The 14,478-nt window shown below is 64.6% G+C and carries 18 protein-coding genes and 1 pseudogene; 5 read left to right on the plus strand and 14 right to left on the minus strand.

The genetic code is table 11. The annotated features are described in order from the left end of the window. Positions 1–55: 55 nt before the first annotated feature. Positions 56–757, minus strand: coding sequence for a response regulator transcription factor (locus FJ471_RS02585; protein WP_126063331.1), 702 nt, complete (start codon positions 755–757; stop codon positions 56–58). Positions 758–1,098: 341 nt separating this feature from the next. On the opposite strand from FJ471_RS02585, the gene FJ471_RS02590 reads away from it, so the two are divergent. The 4 genes from FJ471_RS02590 (at position 1,099) to FJ471_RS02605 (ending at position 4,516) form a co-directional block, all read left to right on the plus strand. Further along, positions 1,099–2,709 (plus strand): phosphoenolpyruvate carboxykinase, encoded by a 1,611-nt coding sequence (locus tag FJ471_RS02590; protein ID WP_140801601.1) that lies wholly within the window; start codon positions 1,099–1,101, stop codon positions 2,707–2,709. Between the two features lie 83 nt (positions 2,710–2,792). Beyond that, a complete protein-coding gene (gene arfB, locus FJ471_RS02595) occupies positions 2,793–3,230 on the plus strand; it encodes an alternative ribosome rescue aminoacyl-tRNA hydrolase ArfB (protein ID WP_140801602.1) in 438 nt (145 codons plus the stop codon). A 78-nt stretch (positions 3,231–3,308) separates the two neighbouring features. Beyond that, complete coding sequence (lysM, locus tag FJ471_RS02600) at positions 3,309–3,785, plus strand: peptidoglycan-binding protein LysM (protein ID WP_140801603.1); 477 nt, start codon at positions 3,309–3,311, stop codon at positions 3,783–3,785. Positions 3,786–3,898: 113 nt separating this feature from the next. Next, positions 3,899–4,516, plus strand: a complete 618-nt coding sequence (locus tag FJ471_RS02605) for an alpha-ketoglutarate-dependent dioxygenase AlkB (RefSeq protein WP_140801604.1) — start codon at positions 3,899–3,901, stop codon at positions 4,514–4,516. Here the strand turns inward: FJ471_RS02605 and FJ471_RS02610 are convergent. The 13 genes from FJ471_RS02610 to hisB all read right to left on the minus strand — a co-directional run bounded on the left by FJ471_RS02610 (position 4,479) and on the right by hisB (position 14,081). Continuing rightward, positions 4,479–6,041, minus strand: a complete 1,563-nt coding sequence (locus FJ471_RS02610) for a hypothetical protein (protein ID WP_140801605.1) — start codon at positions 6,039–6,041, stop codon at positions 4,479–4,481. The two genes, FJ471_RS02605 and FJ471_RS02610, sit on opposite strands and share 38 nt — an antisense overlap. Then, a complete protein-coding gene (locus FJ471_RS02615) occupies positions 6,038–6,469 on the minus strand; it encodes a GtrA family protein (RefSeq protein WP_140801606.1) in 432 nt (143 codons plus the stop codon). The genes FJ471_RS02610 and FJ471_RS02615 overlap by 4 nt, the downstream gene beginning before the upstream one ends. Further along, entirely contained in the window at positions 6,447–7,139 is a 693-nt protein-coding gene (locus tag FJ471_RS02620; RefSeq protein ID WP_140801607.1) for a class I SAM-dependent methyltransferase, read from the minus strand. The genes FJ471_RS02615 and FJ471_RS02620 overlap by 23 nt, the downstream gene beginning before the upstream one ends. Beyond that, a complete protein-coding gene (locus FJ471_RS02625; protein ID WP_246684574.1) occupies positions 7,139–8,176 on the minus strand; it encodes a glycosyltransferase family 2 protein in 1,038 nt (345 codons plus the stop codon). Before FJ471_RS02625 ends, FJ471_RS02620 begins: the two co-directional genes overlap by 1 nt. 176 nt (positions 8,177–8,352) lie before the next feature. After that, positions 8,353–9,312: a type I pantothenate kinase gene (gene coaA, locus FJ471_RS02630; RefSeq protein ID WP_140801608.1), complete on the minus strand. Its 960-nt coding sequence runs from the start codon at positions 9,310–9,312 to the stop codon at positions 8,353–8,355. Positions 9,313–9,349: 37 nt separating this feature from the next. Beyond that, entirely contained in the window at positions 9,350–9,673 is a 324-nt protein-coding gene (locus FJ471_RS02635; protein WP_140801625.1) for a phosphoribosyl-ATP diphosphatase, read from the minus strand. Positions 9,674–9,682: 9 nt separating this feature from the next. Then, the gene (hisF, locus tag FJ471_RS02640) at positions 9,683–10,477 is read right to left on the minus strand and encodes an imidazole glycerol phosphate synthase subunit HisF (RefSeq protein WP_181179114.1); all 795 of its coding nucleotides are present in this window, start codon (positions 10,475–10,477) and stop codon (positions 9,683–9,685) included. Then, a complete protein-coding gene (locus FJ471_RS02645; RefSeq protein ID WP_140801610.1) occupies positions 10,474–11,313 on the minus strand; it encodes an arginase family protein in 840 nt (279 codons plus the stop codon). Before FJ471_RS02645 ends, hisF begins: the two co-directional genes overlap by 4 nt. Then, a complete protein-coding gene (gene hisA, locus FJ471_RS02650; RefSeq protein WP_140801611.1) occupies positions 11,313–12,056 on the minus strand; it encodes a 1-(5-phosphoribosyl)-5-[(5-phosphoribosylamino)methylideneamino]imidazole-4-carboxamide isomerase in 744 nt (247 codons plus the stop codon). The genes FJ471_RS02645 and hisA overlap by 1 nt, the downstream gene beginning before the upstream one ends. A gap of 3 nt (positions 12,057–12,059) precedes the next feature. Then, positions 12,060–12,350, minus strand: coding sequence for a DUF1330 domain-containing protein (locus FJ471_RS02655; RefSeq protein WP_140801612.1), 291 nt, complete (start codon positions 12,348–12,350; stop codon positions 12,060–12,062). Position 12,351: 1 nt separating this feature from the next. Continuing rightward, positions 12,352–13,002, minus strand: coding sequence for an imidazole glycerol phosphate synthase subunit HisH (hisH, locus tag FJ471_RS02660; RefSeq protein ID WP_140801613.1), 651 nt, complete (start codon positions 13,000–13,002; stop codon positions 12,352–12,354). 1 nt (position 13,003) lies between these two features. Continuing rightward, complete coding sequence (locus FJ471_RS02665; RefSeq protein WP_140801614.1) at positions 13,004–13,480, minus strand: DUF2628 domain-containing protein; 477 nt, start codon at positions 13,478–13,480, stop codon at positions 13,004–13,006. A 4-nt stretch (positions 13,481–13,484) separates the two neighbouring features. Beyond that, the gene (gene hisB / locus FJ471_RS02670; protein WP_140801615.1) at positions 13,485–14,081 is read right to left on the minus strand and encodes an imidazoleglycerol-phosphate dehydratase HisB; all 597 of its coding nucleotides are present in this window, start codon (positions 14,079–14,081) and stop codon (positions 13,485–13,487) included. 216 nt (positions 14,082–14,297) lie between these two features. Between hisB and FJ471_RS02675 the strand changes: the two are divergent. After that, positions 14,298–14,478 (plus strand): annotated as a pseudogene (locus tag FJ471_RS02675) (hypothetical protein); the annotation flags it as partial.

Consider the following 14,478-nt stretch of genomic DNA (forward strand, 5'->3'; position numbering starts at 1 on the left):
GCTCCATTCAAACCGGCTACTGACTACTCCCTACTGACTATTCCATACTGCCTGTTCATGCCTCGCGGAACCGGTATCCGACTCCGTAAAGGGTTTCGATCATCTCGAAATCGTCGTCGACGGCCTTGAACTTCTTGCGCAGCCGCTTGATGTGGCTGTCGATGGTGCGGTCGTCGACATAGACCTGTTCATCATAGGCCGAATCCATCAGCGCATCACGGCTTTTTACCACGCCGGGGCGTTGCGCCAGCGAATGCAGGATGAGGAACTCGGTCACCGTCAGCGTCACCGGCTCGCCCTTCCAGGTGCAGGTGTGCCGCTCCTGGTCCATCACCAACTGGCCGCGTTCGAGCGAGCGGGCCTGCTGGGTGGGCGCCTTGGCCGCCGCCTCGCGGGCGCTGGTGCGGCGCAGCACCGCGCGCACGCGCTCGACAAGCAGGCGTTGCGAGAACGGTTTGCGGATGAAGTCGTCGGCGCCCATCTTGAGGCCGAACAACTCGTCGATCTCGTCGTCCTTAGACGTCAGGAAGATGACCGGCAGGTCCGACTTCTGGCGCATGCGGCGCAACAGCTCCATGCCGTCCATGCGCGGCATCTTGATGTCGAGGATGGCGAGGTTCGGCGGCCGCGCCGCCAGGCCTTCCAGCGCCGACGCGCCGTCGGTGTAGGTTTCAACCCGATAGCCCTCGGACTCGAGCGCGATCGACACCGAGGTCAGAATGTTGCGGTCGTCGTCGACAAGCGCGATTGTTGCCATTTCAAGCGGCTCCCTCATGAGCTGTCCCTTCTGTCGTCGAGAAGGGGCTTTTGCAGGACAAATTGGGTACAAAATGTGGCACGGGCCCTGTCCGAAGTCACGGGCGGCCTGCCGCTACACACCATCGCACCCATATTGGGATTGGACGACTGAAGCCTGCCAATCCTTTGGGCAACCTCTGTGATTTTTTGCACATATAAACGATTTAAACAACTTTCAAATTTTTTAAATCGATTAATGATTTGATATCATTCGGCTTTTCTGGTTCTGAACCTGGCGGCCCCAGCGCGGGCTCCGGGAAACCACCCGTCACATGCGGCCAAATCCAGAGAGGAAATTTGATGTCGGAAGCCGGCAAACGCAACCCCGACTGCGCCATCGACGCGATCGGCCTGAAGACCGCGGGCATGGTGCGCTATAATTTCGGCGCGGCCGAACTCTATGAGGAAGCGATCCGGCGCGGCGAGGCGAGGTTGACCGCGCAGGGCGCGCTGGTTGCCGAGACCGGCCAGCACACCGGGCGTTCGCCGAAGGACAAATTCGTCGTGCGCGACGACAGCACCGGCCCGCATGTCTGGTGGGATAACAACAAGGCGATCTCGCCAGCGCAGTTCGAGGCGCTTTATGCGGATTTCCGCGCCCATGCGACCGACAAGGACCTGTACGTCCAGGACCTCGTCGGCGGCGCCGACGCCGAATTGAAGCTGCCGACCCGGGTCATCACCGAATTCGCCTGGCATTCGCTGTTCATCCGCAATCTTTTGATTCGCCCCGAAGCCGCCGAGCTCGAGCGTTTCGTGCCGCGGATGACGATTATCGACCTGCCCTCCTTCCGCGCCGATCCGGCGCGTCACGGCACCCGCACCGAAACGGTGATCGCGGTCGACCTCACCCGCAAGGTCGTGCTCATCGGCGGCACCTCCTATGCCGGCGAGATGAAGAAGTCGGTGTTCACCATGCTGAACTACCTGCTGCCGGCAAAGGGCGTCATGCCGATGCACTGCTCTGCCAATGAAGGTCCTGACGGCGACGCGGCCGTCTTCTTCGGCCTGTCCGGCACCGGCAAGACGACGCTTTCCGCGGATCCGTCGCGCACGCTGATCGGCGACGACGAGCATGGCTGGGGCCCGCACGGCATCTTCAATTTCGAGGGCGGCTGCTACGCCAAGACGATCAGGCTGTCGGCCGAGGCCGAGCCGGAGATCTTCGCCACCACGCAGCGCTTCGGCACGGTGCTGGAGAACGTGGTGCTCGACGCCGGCCGGGTTCCGGATTTCAACGATGGCAGCCTCACCGAAAACACGCGCTGCGCCTATCCGCTGGACTTCATCCCCAACGCCTCGAAGAGCGGCCGCGCCAGCCATCCGAAGAACATCATCATGCTGACCGCCGACGCCTTCGGCGTCATGCCGCCGATCGCCAGGTTGACGCCGGCGCAGGCGATGTACCACTTCCTGTCGGGCTACACCGCCAAGGTTGCCGGCACGGAAAAGGGCGTCACCGAGCCGGAGGCGACGTTCTCGACCTGCTTCGGCGCCCCGTTCATGCCGCGCCATCCGTCCGAATACGGCAATCTGCTGCGCGAGCTGATCGCCAGCCATGGCGTCGACTGCTGGCTGGTCAACACCGGCTGGACCGGCGGCGCCTATGGCACCGGCCGCCGCATGCCGATCAAGGTGACGCGCGCCTTGCTGGGCGCCGCGCTCGACGGCTCGCTGAAGTCGGCCGAGTTCCGCACCGACGCCAATTTCGGCTTTGAAGTGCCGGTGGCGGTTCCGGGTGTCGAGAGCGCCATCCTCGACCCGCGCTCGACCTGGGCGGACAAGGCTGGTTACGACCGCCAGGCCGCGAAGCTGGTCAACATGTTCGCGACCAATTTCGAGAAGTTCGAACGCCACGTCGACGCCACCATCCTCGGCGCCGCGCCACGGCTGCAGGAAGCGGCTGAATAATCGCTGCCGCCAGCGTCTTCACCTCCAGGGCCCGGCTCATGCCGGGCTTTTCTTTTTGCGGCCGCCGCGTCATGAGTGCATGCATGGCGAGCGACGACGACATCATCATATCAGGCGAAGCGGTCATTCGTGCGGGCGACCTGCATGAGGATTTCATCCGCTCGTCCGGCCCGGGCGGTCAGAACGTCAACAAGGTGGCGACCGCAGTGCAGTTGCGCTTCGACGCGGCGAACGCTTCCGGCCTGTCGGAGCGGGTCCGCGCCCGCGCGATCAAGCTTGCCGGCCAGCGCGCCACCAAGGACGGCGTCATCGTCATCGAGGCAGGCCGCTTCCGCACCCAGGAGCAGAACCGCGCCGATGCGCGGGCGCGGCTGACGGCCCTGGTCGCCAAGGCGGCCGAGCCGCCGCCGCCGCCGCGCAAGAAGACCAGGCCGTCCAAGGGTGCCGTGGAGCGGCGCCTGAAGAGCAAGGCAGGCCGGTCGACGGTGAAAAAGCTGCGCGGCCGCGTCGATAACGATTAAGCACGGTTGAATCGGCTGCTTCCAATTCTGGGTTGCAGATGGCAAGCTCAGATTGCTGCAACAGCGAGGAGACCAGCCATGGGTATTTTCGATTTCGTCAAAGGCGTCGGCAAGAAGCTCGGCATCGGCGGCGACGACGAGGCATCGCCAAACGCGGATACGTTGAAGAAGGAGCTCGATTCGCACAAGCTGGGCACGGACGGCGTCCAGGTTGCCATTCAAGGCGACACCGCGGTTTTGAAGGGCACGGTCAAGGATCAGTCGGTCTTCGAGAAGGCGGTGATCGCGGTGGGCAACACGCTCGGCGTGTCCAAGGTGCAGGCGGACGAGCTGAAGGTCGCGCCTGAGGCCGGCACGGCGGCGCCGGCCAAGGAACCGACGCTCTACACCGTCCAGAAGGGCGACAATCTCTGGAAGATCGCCGAAAAATCTTATGGCAAGGGGAAGGGCGCGAAGAACAACATCATCTTCGAGGCCAACAAGCCGATGCTGACGCATCCCGACAAGATCTATCCCGGCCAGGTGCTGCGCATACCGGATATCGACCAGGCCTGACGCCGGCACATCGCAGGGGTTGAGGCAAACGGCGGCTTTCGGGTCGCCGTTTTCTTTTGCCGGTGGCATGCTTGGGCCAGTCGACTGCATCGATAAGCCAACCGGGATCGACCATGCTCGTTTTGCCGAAAGGCGTCCGCCATATGCCGGGCTACCTCGCGCGCCCCGCCCAGGAGGCGCTGGTCGAGGAGATCAGGCGCGTCGTGCAGGCGGCGCCCCTCTACGTGCCGGCGATGCCGCGCACCGGCAAGGAGATGAGCGTGCGCATGACCAATTGCGGCGCGCTTGGCTGGGTGACCGACAAGGATCGCGGCTATCGCTACCAGCCCATGCATCCGGTGACGGGCGAACCCTGGCCGCCTATCCCCGAGGCTTTGCTGCAATTGTGGCGCGAGGTCTCGGCCTATCCGCATCCGCCCGAGGCATGCCTGGTCAACTTCTATTCGGCGGATGCCAAGATGGGCTTGCATCAGGATCGCGACGAGCAGGATTTCGCCGCGCCCGTGGTGTCGGTCTCGCTGGGCGACGACTGCCTGTTCCGGGTCGGCCAGAGCACGCGGGAGGGCGGCACGAAGTCATTCAGGCTGAAGAGCGGCGACGTCGTCGTGCTGGGCGGCGAAGGACGCCTCGCCTTCCACGGCGTCGACCGCATCTATTCCGCGACGTCGGCCCTCTTGAAGAATGGCGGCCGCATCAATCTGACGTTGCGGCGGGTGACGGCGCCTGGCTGACGCGAGCGTCGCGAAGCAGCACCCGCACGGTCTCGTCCTCGGCGATCGGCCGGTAGTCCTGCGTGAAACGGACATAGTCCTGATGGCGCGACAGCTCCTCGGCCAAGACACTGTCGTTTTTCTGAATGATGAGCATCATCGGTCGTTTCGTCTCGAGCTCGGCAAGCTTGCCGTCGATGTAGCGGTCGGCGATCTCACGATAGTGGTAGGCCGCCTCTTTGTTGCCGTCCCGGGTCGCGACTGCCGAAAGATACAGCGCCGATTCGCTCAGCCAGTCGCTGCAATAGCGCGAAATCCATGTTCCGCCGAGGAGGCGGGTGAGCGGATGGCCCGCCGCGATATCGGAGCCGACCAGCGCGACCGTCGGCTGATGCGCCGCGGCTTCAAGCCTGGCGACAAGCTCGGCGTTCGGTTTCTGCGTTTTCATGAACGGGATGGCGGCCGCCGCTACGATGGCGGCAAGCAGCAGCTTCCGGCCCAGCTCCATTGTTTTGCCCGGTGATGAAGGATCGATTTGCGCCGTTCTCAAAAGCAGCGCCGCCAACACCAGGCTGAAGGCCGGAAATGCGTGATAAGGCCAGCCCTTGGCCTGGTAGATCAAAGCCACCGTTGCCGCGAGGGAGGCCAGCGTGAACACGCTGACCAGCGGCGACAGCGGCAAGCCCGGCCGAAGGAAATGCAACATCAGGAGCGCGATAAGATAGACCGGCCCATAGGCGATCAGCAGCCCCGGCATGTTTCCCATCCGCATGTAGGTGTCGGCCAGCGTCGGGTAGATGACGCTGAGGAATTCCGGATAAAGAAGCATCACGGCAGCGGCATAGGCGACGCAGACCAGGCCGATCACCCAGTATTCGATCGCCAGCAACGGCCATATCGACCGACGGCGCCAGGCCGCGTAAAGCGCCGGAGCGATGACGACCAGCGCGTAATAGGGCTTCACCAGCACCAGTACGCCGGCGCAAAGCCCGGCCAGCATCGCCGTCCAACGGCCGGGCATGCGGGCTTGCGGCGGCTCCGCGCGCCAGGCCGTCAGCACGAGCAAGGGCAGGAGCAGCGCAACCCCCAGATGCTCGCGCTGGGTGAAGGCATTGCCGGGCAGGATGACGAGCAGCGCCAGGAACAGGGGCAGCATCGAAAACAGCGTGCGGTTCTCGGCAAAGCCCGCGCGCTTCGCAATCAGCGCCGCAAAGCCCAGCCCCAGCAGGCAGATCGCGTAGACATAGACATAGACCACGATTTCCGGCGCCAGGTTGAGCGCGTGCGCCAGCGCCACCGGCGGCATGAACAGCCATGCCGTGAAAGGCGGATTGGTCTCGATGAGATCGACATAGAGGCGGTCTCCACCAAGGATCCGCTCGCACATCGTGATGATCCAGCTGGTGTCGGGTACGACACCCCACCGGGTCTGCCAGGGGACGGCCGCGACGAGGACTGCCGCGAGCAGGCACATTGTCCACTGGCGGCTCTGCGACAGCGCCCCGAGGGTCGATCCCGGCGCGAGGCGGTCCTGCAACGCATTCATTCGGCGGCACTCCCCGGCTCGGCGAGAGCCTTTCCGAAAACCCAGTGGCGAAGCACCACAAAATTGACGAGCGGAACGAGCAGGCAGGTCAGCGCGATGGGAATCTGCGCCGGCAGGCCGAGCCCGTCCGACAGCGCCGCAGGCAGCGCGAAGGACGTCGCCAGGCCGATCAGCGTGAGCACCGCGAAGCGCGGCGCCTCGAAACGGTGCGCCCCGCTGGAAACGAATGTGAAGTACTTGTGCCCGGCATAGGAGAAGATTGCGGCGAGCGCGTAAGCGAGCACCGAGCCCAGGGCCGGCTTCATCGGCGTGGCCGCTGAGAACGCGGCCGCAAGCAGGGCATAGAGCAGCGTCGCGCCAATGCCGGTCGCCAGAAACCGGAGCAGTCGACGGCTTGCCAGCAGGTCAGACACGGCCGCTGCAGACATACTGCGCTCCGAGCGGCAGGCGCGAGAACCAGCCTTCGGCCCTGCGTGCCATCGCGTTGGCGAAGGGCAGCAGCAGGAAATGCCTTCCTTCGATTTCGCGGAGCCCGGCGGCCGTCAGCAATCGGCCGGCTTTGTGCCTGCTGATCAGCACGGCGTCCTCGTCGAAGGGGCAACGAAGCACGGCCAGCCGGGTCAACGGGTTGAAAGGATTGTGCTCGATCACGCAGACGGCACCGCCGGGGCGCACGACACGCCGCATTTCGGCGAAGAAGCCGGCCCATTGCTCCGGCGGCACATGGTGGGCGACGCAAACGGCGAAGGCCAGATCGAAGGCGCCGTCAGGGTAGGGCAAGGCCGGACCGCGATAGTCCTTGTAGGCGACCCAGGGGTTTTCCTCACGCGCCCGGGCCACCGATTCCGCCGATATGTCGCAGCCGTCCAGGTTCGAGAAGAGCGGCCTCACATAGGGATGCAGCGCGCCGACCCCGCAACCGACGTCGAGCGCCCGGACGCCGGCCGGATGCGCGGCAAGGCCGCGCTCGGCGATAAGCCGGGCCAGCGGTTCGACTTTGGCCTCGAGGAAGAAATCGTGCTTCAGTCCGGAGAAGCTGATCGAATCGTCGACGGTCCTGTTGTAGGTGGACCGGTATTGGTCGAAGAGCGCCGCCATCAGCCGAACCTTCTGTCGAGCGTCGACGGTGAGGCCCCCGACCGGTTGCGGTTTTCGGCGGCCATGTTCACGGCTTCCTCAAAGCCGGTCAGGCGGTCGATGACATAGAGCGGGCGGCGCTTCACTTCGGCGTGGATGCCGCCGACATAGAGGCCGATAATGCCGGTCATGAACAGGTTGATGCCCGACAGGAAGGAGATGATCACGACCGTCGAAGTCCAGCCATGGACGACGCCGCTGGCAAACAGCCAGGAGAACAGGGCGTAGACGCCAAGCAGGGCGGCAAAGCCGGAAATGGCGAGACCCGCCCACAGCGCCAGCCGCAAAGGCTTGTCGGAAAAGCTGATGACGCCATGCACCGCCAGCCGCACCATCTTCCAGAACGGATATTTGGTTTCGCCGGCCGCCCGCTCGGGTCGTTCGAACGACACCGCCGTCTGCTTGAAACCCATCCAGCCGAACATGCCGCGCACGAAGCGGTCGCGCTCGGGCATCTGCTTGAACGTGTCCAGGGCCTTCCTTCCCACGAGCCGGAAATCGCCGACGTCGCGCGGGATGGTCACCGAGGTCATCTGCTCGAGGGCGCGGTAGAAGAGGCTGGCGCTCGCGCGCTTGAACAGCGTTTCCCCCTCGCGTTTGGTGCGGCGGGCATAGACGATCTCGTAGCCTTCCTTCCATTTGGCGACGAGGTCGAGCACCACTTCGGGCGGGTCCTGCAAGTCCGCATCCATGACGACCACGGCATCGCCGGCAGCCGCGTCCATGCCGGCGGTGATCGCGATCTGGTGGCCGAAATTGCGCGACAGTTCGATCAGCCGGAAGCGTGGATCCGAGGCGGCCATGCCGCGCAGGAAGATGACGCTTGTGTCCCGGCTGCCATCGTCGACGAAGATCGCCTCGCCGCTGGCGTCGAGCTTGTCGAGCAAGGCGGTGATCCGCCGGACAAGCAGCGGCAGCACCGCCTCCTCGTTGAAGATCGGAATGACCAGTGAATAGACCGGGGTCTTAAGGCCCGCGGCATTGCCCGCATTGATCACCGGTTGCCTCCCGACACCCGCCAGTGCATGTCGCCCAAAGCGCGTAGCGGTTTTGGGAAAACGACATGCATGAAAGCAAAGATCTGAAGCGCGTCGTCTGCACCGTTTCAGCGCGGCGCGCTTTAGAGTTTGGCTGGCAACGCTAGTTGGGATTGCCTAAGGCGTCGTTAAGGGGGTCACAATTTCCTTAACGCCACTTCCTCGATGAGGTGGTTGGCGCCCTTGCGCAGGATGAGGTCGGCCCTTGCCCTGGTCGGCAGGATGTTCTCGCGCAGGTTCTTCAGGTTGATGTTGGCCCAGAGCCCCTCGGCGATAGCGCGCGCGGCATCCTGCGACAGCTGCGAATAGCGGTGGAAGAACGAGTCCGGATTGCGGAAGGCGGTTTCGCGCAGCCGCATGAAACGCTGGATGTACCATTGATGGATCAGCTTCTCGTCGGCGTCGATATAGATGGCGAAATCGAAGAAGTCGGACAGGAACGGCACGATCTTGCCGTCCTTCGGCAGCTTGCCCGGCTGCAGGACGTTGATGCCCTCGAAGATCAATATGTCGGGACGGTCGATGGTGACGAACTCGCCCGGAATGACGTCATAGGTCAGGTGCGAGTAGACCGGCGCGATGACGCTGCTTTGCGCCGACTTGATGCCGGACAGGAACCTGAGCAGCGCGCCGACGTCGTAGCTCTCGGGGAAGCCCTTGCGCTCCATGAGGTTCTCGCGGCGCAGGATCTCGTTGGGCAAGAGGAAGCCGTCGGTGGTGATGAGGTCGACCTTCGGGCTCGACGGCCAGCGCGCCAGAAGCTCCTTCAGCACGCGCGCCGTGGTCGACTTGCCGACCGCGACCGAGCCCGCGATGCCGATGATGAAGGGTGTCTTGACGACGTCCTGCGCCTTGAAGAAGGCCTGGCGTTGCCGAAACAGCAGCTGGCTCGCCTCGACATGCGCCGAAAGCAGCCGCGAAAGCGAGAGGTAGATGCGCTTGACCTCTTCGAGGTCGACCGGGTCGTTGAGCGAGCGCAGCCGGTCGATCTCGTCCTCGGTGAGCGTCAGCGGCGTGTCGGCGCGGAACTGCGACCATTGCTCGGCGGAGAAGAAGCGATAGGGGGAATATTTCTCGGTCGGAGCAAGTTGGTCCATCGGGTTTCCTGCCCTCCTCGCCGTCAGCCCCGGGCCGTCAACCCCGGGGGCGGGACGCCTTCTCGGCGATGCCCGAGCGGCCGGTGCGGCCTTCGAGCTCCTTCAGCACGTCGTCAAGCGGAATGCCCGCTATGCCCAGGACGACCAGCCAATGATACAGAAGATCGGCACTTTCCGAAACGAGCGCCTGCTTGTCGCCGCGGATGGCGGCGATCACCGTTTCCACAGCCTCCTCGCCGAGCTTCTGCGCCGCCTTGTCGATGCCCTTGGCGAACAGTTTCGCCGTCCACGAGTCCGCGTCGCCGGAATGGGCGCGTTGGTGGATGATCATTTCCAGGTCGGCGAGCGAAAAGTCTGCCATAACAGTCATTTATGCCCCACAGGTAGCCGAGTCCAGCCGCATAGGCAGGCCGGCATTGGCCATGTGCGCCTTGGCCTCGGCGATCGTGTAGGTGCCGAAATGGAAGATCGAGGCGGCAAGCACGGCGCCCGCATGGCCGTCGCGGATGCCTTCGACCAGATGATCGAGCGTTCCGACGCCGCCGGAAGCGATCACCGGCGCGCGCACGGCGTCGGCGATCGCGCGTGTCAGCGCAATGTCATAGCCTGCCTTGGTGCCGTCGCGGTCCATCGAGGTCAAAAGGATCTCGCCGGCGCCGCGCTCGACCATCTTTCTGGCGAAGTCGACGGCGTCGATGCCGGTCTTCTCGCGCCCGCCATGGGTGAAGATTTCCCAGCGGTCGGCCTCGCCTTGCGCCGACACCTTCTTGGCGTCGATCGCCACGACGATGCACTGGTTGCCGAACTTGTCGGCGGCTTCCGCCACGAAATCAGGGTTCTTCACCGCCGCCGTGTTGATCGACACCTTGTCGGCGCCGGCGAGCAGCAGCTTGCGGATGTCGGCCACCTGGCGCACGCCGCCGCCGACGGTGAGCGGCATGAAACATTGCTCGGCCGTCCTGGCGACCACGTCGAAGATCGTCTCGCGGTTGTCGGACGATGCGGTGATGTCGAGGAAGCAGAGCTCGTCGGCGCCGGCGGCGTCATATGCCTTGGCGGCCTCGACCGGATCGCCGGCATCGATGAGGTCGACGAAATTGACGCCCTTGACGACGCGGCCGTTCTTGACGTCGAGGCACGGAATGACGCGGGCCTTGAGCATCACTTGCCTTCCAGGGTCGAGAGCAGGTCGACCACCAGCTCGCCGACCAGCGGCGGCACGTCGCCCTTGGGGTCGAAGGCCGGATCGTAGGCCGAGATGGTGAGCCCAGCAATCGAAAGCGGCCCGGCGAGGCCGCACATCGCGCTGCGCACCTGCTCCGGCGCCGGACCGCCGGGCGTGGTGTAGCGGTTGGCCTGCAGCTTATCCGGGTCGTGCACGTCGAGATCGACATGCATATGCACCTGGTTCGCGCCGTCGGCCTTCAGCCGCTGCGCAGCAGCCTTCCAGTCCGGGCATTCGGTCCGGATGATCGGCAGCGTCTCCAGCAGGTCCTTTTCGGCGGCGTCGAGGTCGCGCGCATTGACCAGGACGCAACGCGACGGATCGACCGGCTTGAAGCCCGGTATCTGCGCCGCCATCGCTCGCCAGCACAGGCCGAGCGTGGTGGCCAGCGCCATGCCGTCGAGAAAGCCCGTCGTGCTGGTTTCCGGCGTGTTGAGGTCGCCATGCTGGTCGGCCCAGATGATGGCGTCCGCGCCGGCGCCGGCCACGGCGCCGGCGGCGGTCAGGCAGTTGCCGGCCAGCACGATCGGAAACCGCTTCTTGTCCATCGCGATGCGGACCTCGCCCGAAACGGCGTTGCAGACGGCGAATCCGGTGCCGATCTCGCGCTCTTCTTCGTCCTCGACCACCTTGCCGATGTCATGCACCTCGACGTCGTGGCCGGCGAGCTTCAGCGCCTCGGCCAGTCCGCCCGAAATCAGCGCGTCAGGGCCCTGGCCGCAGCCGCCGTGGAAATGACCGCTGTCATAGGATGCCAGGATGATGGAAATGTTCACTATTCTGCCTCCGCCCGCTCGCCGCGCAGGATCGCCAGCGCCTCGGCCGGGTCGATACGTCCGTCATATAGGGCGCGGCCGGAGATCGCGCCTTCGAGTTTTTGCGCATCGGGCATGGTCATGCGCACGATGTCGGCGATCGAGCCGAGGCCGCCGGACGCGATCACCGGGATGGACACCGCCTCGGCGAGGCTGATCGTCGAATCCCAGTTGATGCCGGAAAGCACGCCGTCGCGGTCGATGTCGGTGTAGATGATGGCGGCGACGCCCGCGCCCTCGAATTTCCTGGCCAGCTCGATCACGCCGAGCTCGGAGGCCTCGGCCCAGCCTTCCACCGCCACCTTGCCGCCCTTGGCGTCGATGCCGACGGCGACCTTGCCCGGGAACGCCTTGCAGGCTTGCTTGACCAGCTCCGGCTCGCGCACCGCGATCGTGCCCAGGATGACGCGGGCGAGGCCGCGATCCAGCCAGTCCTCGATCTGCGGCAAGGTGCGGATGCCGCCGCCGAGCTGCACCGGGTTCTTCGTCGCCTTCAGGATGGCGCCGACCGCCGCCGAATTGACGCTCTGGCCCTTGAAGGCGCCGTTCAAATCGACGACATGCAGCCACTCGAAGCCCTGATCCTCGAAGGCCTTGGCCTGGGCAGCCGGATCGTCGTTATAGATGGTAGCGGTGGCCATGTCGCCGTGCTTCAGGCGCACGCATTGGCCGTCCTTGAGGTCTATCGCCGGAAACAGGATCATGGGTCAGGGGCCCTCGACGATGACGAAATGGCCGGTCGAAGCGGCGAGCCGGAACTTCGAGGCCTCCTGATACTCCGGCGATTGGTAGCAGGCTACCGCCGTGTCGTAGGAATCGAACTCCACCACCACGTGGCGATTTCCCGTCGGCGCTTCGGGGTTTTCATAGCGGCCCGCCCGAACGATGAACTTCGCCCCATATTTGGCGAACGCCCTGGCGTTGGCTTCGATGTATTTTTTATAGATTTCCGGGTCGCGCACGTCGATCAGCGCGATCCAATAGCCCTTCTTGCTCATGTTAGGGCCTCCATTTCAGGAAGTTGGTGATCAAAGCCAGGCCGAGCGCCTGGCTCTTTTCGGGATGGAACTGCGTGCCGGCGAGGTTGTCGCGGGCAACCGCGGCCGTGACCGGCCCGCCATAGTCCGCTGTCGCCAGAACCTCGGCCGGGTTCTTCGCCTCAAGATGATAGGAATGGACGAAATAGGCGTGCAGCCCCTTCGGGCCGGTCTCGATGCCGGAAAACAGCGGATGCGGGCGGGCAAGCTCGATCGTGTTCCAGCCGATCTGCGGGATCTTCAGCGCCGGGTCGGAGGGCGTGATCTCCTTGACGTCGCCGGCGATCCAGCCGAGGCCCTTGGTGACGGTTTTCTCCAACCCGCGTTCCGACATTAGCTGCATGCCGACGCAGATGCCGAGGAACGGCCGTCCCTTGCGAAGGGCCGCCTCTTCCACCGCCTCCCACATGCCGGCAACGGCACGAAGTCCGGCGGCGCAATCGGCATAGGCGCCGACGCCCGGCAGCACGATGCGGTCGGCGGAACGCACCCGCTCGGCGTCGGCCGTCAGATCGATCGTCGCGGCAAGGCCCGCCTCATGCGCGGCGCGCTCGAAGGACTTGGTGGCCGAGCGCAGATTGCCCGAGCCGTAGTCGATGATGGCTACCCGCATGTCAGGGCCTTCCAGGCGTGTGGGTCAAGCCCAGCGCCATGCCGGTCTGCGGCGGACGGGCCTGCGACGCATCCGGCACGATGCGCGGCATGGCGGGTTCCTCCTCGCCATCGTCGCCGGTCTCCAGCGCGTAGCGCGTCTCGGCATCGCCGAGATTGCCGGCCTCGACCACGCCCCATTCGCGCCAGCCGCGCCGGCGCAGCGAAGCGATGCGCAGGCCCTGGCCTTCGAACCCGACATAGAGCGAGACCAGCAGCGACAGCAGCGATCCGGCCCCTTCGAGCCCGAGCCTCTCGCCGGCCACCGACAGGAGCGCCATGACGATGAAGGTCAAGGCCGCCTCGATCCACAGCCGGTGCCAGGCGAGCCAGAGCGGCGCGACCAGAAAACCCAGCCAGGTGAAGCTGTCGCGCACGAAAATTGCGTCCCCGGCCCTGTTGCCGCCGACCGGCGGCTCCATCACGACATAGATCGCCATAGGGTTATCCTTTCAGGGATCCCTTGGTGGAAGGCACCGCGTCGGGCTGGCGCGGATCGGGCTCCAGCGCCGCGCGCAGCGCCCGCGCCACCGCCTTGAAGCAGGTTTCGGCGATATGATGGTTGTTGGCGCCGTAATGATTGTTCACATGCAGCGTGATGCCGGCATTCTGCGCCAGCGCCTGGAAGAACTCGCGCACCAGCTCGGTGTCGAACGTACCGATCTTCGGCGCCGAGAAGGCGACGTTCCAGACCAGGAAGGGCCGGCCGGAGACGTCTATCGCGGCCCTGGTCAGCGTCTCATCCATGGCAAGGTCGATCGAGGCATAGCGCATGATGCCGCGCCGTTCGCCCAGCGCCTTGCTCAGCGCCTGGCCGATCGCGATGCCGGTGTCCTCGACCGTGTGGTGGTCGTCGATATGCAGGTCGCCCTTGGCCTTGATCGTCATGTCGATCAGCGAATGCCGCGACAGCTGGTCGAGCATATGATCGAAGAAGCCGACGCCGGTCGAAATGTCGGACTTTCCCTTGCCGTCGACATGGAGGGAGACCGAAATCTCGGTTTCCTTGGTCTTGCGGCTGACTTCGGCGGAACGCGTCATCGCTCTGTCCTTGTTGCCCGTTCGGAGGGCCCGGGGCTTGAAAACGAGAGCCTTCTATCAGCATGATCCGGCGATTGCCAGTTGCCATTCCGGTCGCTGTCGACCCAGGCCAGGACCGGTTTGCAATCGTTGGCCTCATGCATACATATGGCCGATAAAACTTACTCGTACCGCGCCAATCGCCTTTCTAGAGGGATAGCGCGAATCGGAGCTAAAATGTCGAATGAACTCACCATGCACGCCACGACCATCGTCAGCGTGCGCAAGGGCAACAAGGTCGTGATCGCCGGCGATGGCCAGGTCAGCCTTGGCCAGACGATCATGAAGGGCAACGCCCGCAAGGCGATGCAGATCGCGTCCGACATCTGCGTCTACACCAACAACAATTTCGTCGTCG

The sequence above is a fragment of the Mesorhizobium sp. B2-7-1 genome (assembly GCF_006440735.1).
Taxonomy (GTDB): domain Bacteria; phylum Pseudomonadota; class Alphaproteobacteria; order Rhizobiales; family Rhizobiaceae; genus Mesorhizobium.

Bases quoted from the DNA above. Each gene is read 5' to 3' on its own strand.
- FJ471_RS02585 (WP_126063331.1), bottom strand. From the start codon at position 757: ATGGCAACAATCGCGCTTGTCGACGACGACCGCAACATTCTGACCTCG.
- FJ471_RS02590 (WP_140801601.1), top strand. From the start codon at position 1,099: ATGTCGGAAGCCGGCAAACGCAACCCCGACTGCGCCATCGACGCGATC.
- arfB (WP_140801602.1), top strand. From the start codon at position 2,793: ATGGCGAGCGACGACGACATCATCATATCAGGCGAAGCGGTCATTCGT.
- lysM (WP_140801603.1), top strand. From the start codon at position 3,309: ATGGGTATTTTCGATTTCGTCAAAGGCGTCGGCAAGAAGCTCGGCATC.
- FJ471_RS02605 (WP_140801604.1), top strand. From the start codon at position 3,899: ATGCTCGTTTTGCCGAAAGGCGTCCGCCATATGCCGGGCTACCTCGCG.
- FJ471_RS02610 (WP_140801605.1), bottom strand. From the start codon at position 6,041: ATGAATGCGTTGCAGGACCGCCTCGCGCCGGGATCGACCCTCGGGGCG.
- FJ471_RS02615 (WP_140801606.1), bottom strand. From the start codon at position 6,469: ATGTCTGCAGCGGCCGTGTCTGACCTGCTGGCAAGCCGTCGACTGCTC.
- FJ471_RS02620 (WP_140801607.1), bottom strand. From the start codon at position 7,139: ATGGCGGCGCTCTTCGACCAATACCGGTCCACCTACAACAGGACCGTC.
- coaA (WP_140801608.1), bottom strand. From the start codon at position 9,312: ATGGACCAACTTGCTCCGACCGAGAAATATTCCCCCTATCGCTTCTTC.
- FJ471_RS02635 (WP_140801625.1), bottom strand. From the start codon at position 9,673: ATGGCAGACTTTTCGCTCGCCGACCTGGAAATGATCATCCACCAACGC.
- hisA (WP_140801611.1), bottom strand. From the start codon at position 12,056: ATGATCCTGTTTCCGGCGATAGACCTCAAGGACGGCCAATGCGTGCGC.
- FJ471_RS02655 (WP_140801612.1), bottom strand. From the start codon at position 12,350: ATGAGCAAGAAGGGCTATTGGATCGCGCTGATCGACGTGCGCGACCCG.
- hisH (WP_140801613.1), bottom strand. From the start codon at position 13,002: ATGCGGGTAGCCATCATCGACTACGGCTCGGGCAATCTGCGCTCGGCC.
- FJ471_RS02665 (WP_140801614.1), bottom strand. From the start codon at position 13,480: ATGGCGATCTATGTCGTGATGGAGCCGCCGGTCGGCGGCAACAGGGCC.
- hisB (WP_140801615.1), bottom strand. From the start codon at position 14,081: ATGACGCGTTCCGCCGAAGTCAGCCGCAAGACCAAGGAAACCGAGATT.